Origin of the sequence: Actinomyces bouchesdurhonensis, assembly GCF_963540955.1 — a bacterium.
GTDB lineage: Bacteria > Actinomycetota > Actinomycetes > Actinomycetales > Actinomycetaceae > Pauljensenia > Pauljensenia bouchesdurhonensis.
In genome coordinates this window covers 1-4,626 of sequence record NZ_CAUTSL010000090.1, presented here as the reverse complement: position 1 = coordinate 4,626, position 4,626 = coordinate 1, and the positions used below count along the sequence as shown (strand labels likewise).

3 protein-coding genes are annotated in these 4,626 nt (G+C 67.3%); 1 reads left to right on the top strand and 2 read right to left on the bottom strand.

Translation table 11 applies throughout. From position 1 onward, the window contains the following. Positions 1–1,153: 1,153 nt before the first annotated feature. Positions 1,154–3,151, bottom strand: coding sequence for a GmrSD restriction endonuclease domain-containing protein (locus tag RYL44_RS09980; protein ID WP_314975895.1), 1,998 nt, complete (start codon positions 3,149–3,151; stop codon positions 1,154–1,156). 200 nt (positions 3,152–3,351) lie between these two features. On the opposite strand from RYL44_RS09980, the gene RYL44_RS09975 reads away from it, so the two are divergent. Then, positions 3,352–4,209: a fructosamine kinase family protein gene (locus RYL44_RS09975; protein WP_314975894.1), complete on the top strand. Its 858-nt coding sequence runs from the start codon at positions 3,352–3,354 to the stop codon at positions 4,207–4,209. A 73-nt stretch (positions 4,210–4,282) separates the two neighbouring features. On the opposite strand, the gene RYL44_RS09970 is transcribed toward RYL44_RS09975, so the two are convergent. Next, on the bottom strand, positions 4,283–4,626 hold a 344-nt coding region (locus RYL44_RS09970), incomplete at its 5' end, for a thiamine pyrophosphate-dependent enzyme (protein WP_314975893.1).

Below are 4,626 nucleotides of genomic sequence, written 5' to 3'. Positions count from 1 at the left end.
GCAATCCCAACCTAAACCCGGAACTTAAGCACCACGTTCGTGACCGATAGTCCACACTACGTGTTGCTGGAGGGGTGACTCTTCGGCTTGCTGGTGCGGGAAAATCAACATTGAAGGTGGTTGTTTCATCGTGGGGGTATGAATACCCCCAAATGCCCGGCGTGCGGGCGAACGATGACCAGGTATGGGCACTCAGTTTCAGCGGGCAGTTCGCCGAGGTGCACTGGCTGCCTACGCTTCTCGTCGCGCACTTGGGCAGCGCCGCCCACGCGCATATCGAGAGGTTGGCGTGCGTATCAAGGGGTTAACGCGCATATTCAGCGGTTCGCGTGCGAGCGACACACGAGGCCAGGTATCGCTGCCACCAAGACGCAGGACACCTCGCCCACAACCCCCCCGTTGTCAGCGTTTTTCGGCGAGGTGGCTGGCGATGTGGGCGCATCCCCACTGCGAACCGTAACCTCACCGCCCCGAACGGCAACCTCACTGCCAGCAAACGGAGGGAATTGCACCATTAGAGCCGCGACTCGCCGGACTCCGTCCTCCTGCTGGAGCAGCGGATGGGGGGAATTGCGCCATTAGAGCCGCGACACGCCGGCGACACGCCGAGGGGAGGCTCCTAATGGTGCAAAACCCCCAAATCGCCCCTGCGTCAGGCACCGCAGAGCCCGGTGGTGCTGCTTCCGTGCCCGGTGGACGGCCGTGGCCTGGCCTGAAGGCGACGCGCCGCAGCGCGAACGCCACGCGAACTGGCAGGCCACGCTGCAATCTGACATCCAGAGGAGCGACACTCCAACACGAAGCGTGCTGTGCCCCCAATTTCGCATGCAATCCCCTCGCGACTTGTGTGCAGCACAGAACTGCATCGTTGGAATTGCAACGTTTTCGCGTTATGTTGAAAGTTCAGTCAATCGAATTGCATGCGAAAACGTCTCGGTCGCGCCCGAACACCGCGCACGTGGGCCCGATAATGTGTGCCTGGGCCCTCTTATCTGCACGTGGGCGCGTTAGTGTACGCCTGGGCAGCGCCGCCCACGTGTAGGACATCGGGTAAGCGTGCGAGATACCAGGCTAACGTCGCACAGCGACAATCCCACGCGCATACAAGCGAATGTGAGTGCTCAAGTATTGATGCGGCCCTTGCTGTCACAACTTACGCCCCGAATCGGCTCCTGTAGCTGTCCCACAGGTCGCGTAGCTTCTTGCCGTCGGACTCGCGCACGAACACGTCGAGGGCGGCGGCGCTGCTGGTGCCGGTCAGGGCGGCGACGGCCGCCGACGGGGAGGACACTTCCTGGCCGTCGGGCAGGACGATGGTGCCCTCCGGGGAAATGGTCACGACGTAGACGTTGCCGAGGTTGCGGCGCCGCCACGTGAACGTGTCGCCGGGGGAGATGATGCCGGTCGCGACGACGTCGGCCAGGCGCACCTGGCGGACGCGAGCAGCAGACCGCTTATCGACGGCGGCCTCAAGTTCAGCGCTGGACAGGACAGACAGGTCCACGCCATCGGAATCTCGTCGAATATCCCAGTAGTCCAAGATCAGCTGGGTCAGGTGCCGCTGACGCTCCTCCAGGTCGGCGGCGTGAATCTCGCCCCCGGCGCAGGGCAGCGAGCCGACCGCGAAGTCGCCGAGCGTCATCACGTGGCGGGCGGCGCGCGCCACCGTGTCCCAGTCGGGCGCCTGGTTGACGGTGCGTGACTTGATGGTGGACAGGATGAAGCTCCCCAGGCGCTTGTTCCACGCGCGCAGGTCGATGTCCTCGTCGACGCCTCGAATGTGGCTGGCCGGAAGCCCACACAGGACGCCCATGGAGCGCGGCAGGCGCGTCGGGAAGGACCCATGCTCGGCGACCATCGCGTGGTAGAGGAGGACCTTGCGGATGGAGGACTGCGGCAGGGGCCTCGAGATCGTCTCGGCGGCCCGGTGCCGGACGCTGTCCGGCACGGAACAGGCGGCGTTGAGGGACTCGCCGTCCTCGAATGCCGCGATGAACTGGGTGACGATCCCGGTGCGCGACGAGGAGCTGAGGCGCGCGGCAACAGCCGTGCCGTAGACGCGCTCGAGGAGGAACAGCAGCGCGGTCTCCTCATCGCCGCGACCCGCGCGCAACACGCTCATCGCCGCGGGCTTCCAATCCGAGGAGTCATACAGGCGCAAAAGCTCAAGCGGCGTGGCCGCGTGGTGCCCCACCAGAGGCTCCAGCGTCGCCAACGTGTACGCGCGAGCGGAAGGAACCAAGACCTCGTCGATGAACTCCTCGCCGCTCCTGGAGGCGAAGAACGGCGCGAGGACCTGCTCGTCGAACGAGTCGATGAGGGCCCTCCTGGCGGGCGCACGCAGCGTGAGCGTGAGCAGGTGCCCGAAGAACGCGTCCGGGTTCTCCGCGCCCAGCGAGTCGATGCACTGCTCCCACAGGGCCGCGTAGCGGGCGCGGGCGTCGGGCTCCACGCGGGACAGGACGCGCGCCTTGAAAATGTCGGCGGCAGACAGAGGAACGCCGCGCGTGTTGAGCACCGAGAAAATGCGGTGCGCCGCCTGGTAGGAATCGGTCGACACCTCGATGAGGGACACGTGCAGGGTCAGGTAGCGGATAAAGTCGCTGATCTCTCCGGGCATCAGCGTGTCAGGGTTGCCCAGCACGTCGAGCATGGCGCGCGCGTTGGCGACGATGCGGCGCACCGAGGGGCGCGTGAGACTGTCGCCGTCGACGTCGAGCAGGGAGTCGATATTGTCGCCGATGATGAACGTGTCGAAAAACTCGCGGTCGCATTCGCGCACGCTCAGGCGCGGCCGCTCATCCAAGCCCTTGATGCGCGACTGCGGAATGAGGAGAAGATCGCCGAGTTCACCGCGCAGCGCGGAATCCTCCTCCAGGTGACGCAGCAGAGACACGAGGATGCACAGGGTGGTGAGGCGCTGCTGCCCGTCGATGATGTCCACGTCGTCGCAGCTGGTGTGCTGCACCAGGACGATCGACCCCAGGAAGTAGTCCCCGTCGTTCGTGCGCCACGCGCCCAACAAGTCATTGACCAGGGTTTCCGCCTGCTGCTCCTCCCACACGTAGGGGCGCTGGAAGTCGGGAATCTGATACTGGCGGTCGCCGTGTAGCAGCTCTTGAATGGACTTCTGTGTCGTCGTGAGGGTCATGGAGACCTACATCCTCATTGTGGCGGACTGTGTTCTCCTGGCAGTATATCGATGTTTCCTCGGTATGTGTCCAAGGGGGACGAGGCCTGGGCACCCCGCCAGGACGCGGTGCGGCGGGCGGGTGGCGAGGTGGGCGATAGCATGGGGAGCGCAGTGGCGGCCCCTCGCGCGGGTCGCGGGAAGGGAACGGGGGAGCGCCCATGGACACGATGAGGAAGTCGGATTGCCGCCGGGGGCGGATCGCGTACGAGGTCGCGGGCCTCGCGTGGCTTGCCGAGGCTTCGTCGCCCGGCGCGGCCGTCGTCCCCGTCCTCGATCACGGCGCGACGTGGCTCGAGGAGCCGCGCTTGCTCTCCGTATCCCCAACCCCACGGGCGGCCGAGGAGTTCGGCCGGGCCCTCGCCCACACTCACGCGGCCGGAGCCAGGCACTTGGGCGCGCCCCCGCCCGGCGTCGCGGGCGACGGCTGGATGGGGGAGGCGCCCCTGTCCCTGCCGAGTCACCCGAGCGCTCGCGGTGAAGCGGGCGGCGCGAACCGCGCGAACCCCGACGAGGCCACCCCGGCCTCGTCCCCACGCGAATCCTGGGGCAGTTTCTACGCGCGCGAGCGCATCGCCCCCTACGTCGACGATCGAACCTTCACCGCCGCCGAGCGCGCCCTCATCGAGCGGCTGTGCGAGCGCCTCGACTCCGGCGGCCTCGACCACGGGCAGCCGCGCCTCGTCGACAGGGCAATCACCCGCCAGCAGGACGTCGGCGCGGCGCGCACCCACGGGGACCTGTGGAGCGGCAACGTCATGTGGACCCCGGGCGGCGCCGTCCTCATCGACCCCGCCGCGCAGGGCGGGCACGCCGAGGAGGACCTCGCGGCCCTCGCCGTCTTCGGCTGCCCCCACCTGGAGCGGATCCTCGCCGCCTACGACGAGGCCTCGCCCCTGGAGGACGGCTGGCGCGAGCGCGTCGCCCTGCACCAGGCGCACATCATGATGATTCACTGCGCGATCTTCGGGCGCTCCTACGTGCCCGAGGTTGTGTCGATCGCCCGCCGGTACGCCTAAGAACGAGGCCGGAGCCAGGTCGCGCTTTGCGACTCAGCCCCGGCCTCGTCCCCGGAGGCCCTCCCGAGGGGACCTACAGGCGCGGGATGTTGCGCATGTTGGAGGTGGCCATCGAGAAGGCTTCGGCGATGCCGCGGTTGAGGACGATCTTGCTCATCGCGGTCGCGAAGCCGACGACCTGGCCGCCCGTGATGGCCGGCGGGAGCGAGAGGGCGTTCGGGTCCGTGATGACCTCGACGAGGGCCGGGCCGGGCGCCGCGAACGCCTCGCGGTACGCGCCCTCCAGGCGCGACGCGTCCTCGACGCGCTCCGCGTGGAAACCAATCGCTCGGGCGATCTCCGCGTAATTCGTGTCGGGGACGTCCGTCTGGAAGTCCGGGAGGCCGTTGACCAGCATCTCCAGCTTCACCATGCCCA

Coding starts and splice junctions, on each gene's coding strand:
- RYL44_RS09980 (WP_314975895.1), bottom strand. CDS start 3,151: ATGACCCTCACGACGACACAGAAGTCCATTCAAGAGCTGCTACACGGC.
- RYL44_RS09975 (WP_314975894.1), top strand. CDS start 3,352: ATGGACACGATGAGGAAGTCGGATTGCCGCCGGGGGCGGATCGCGTAC.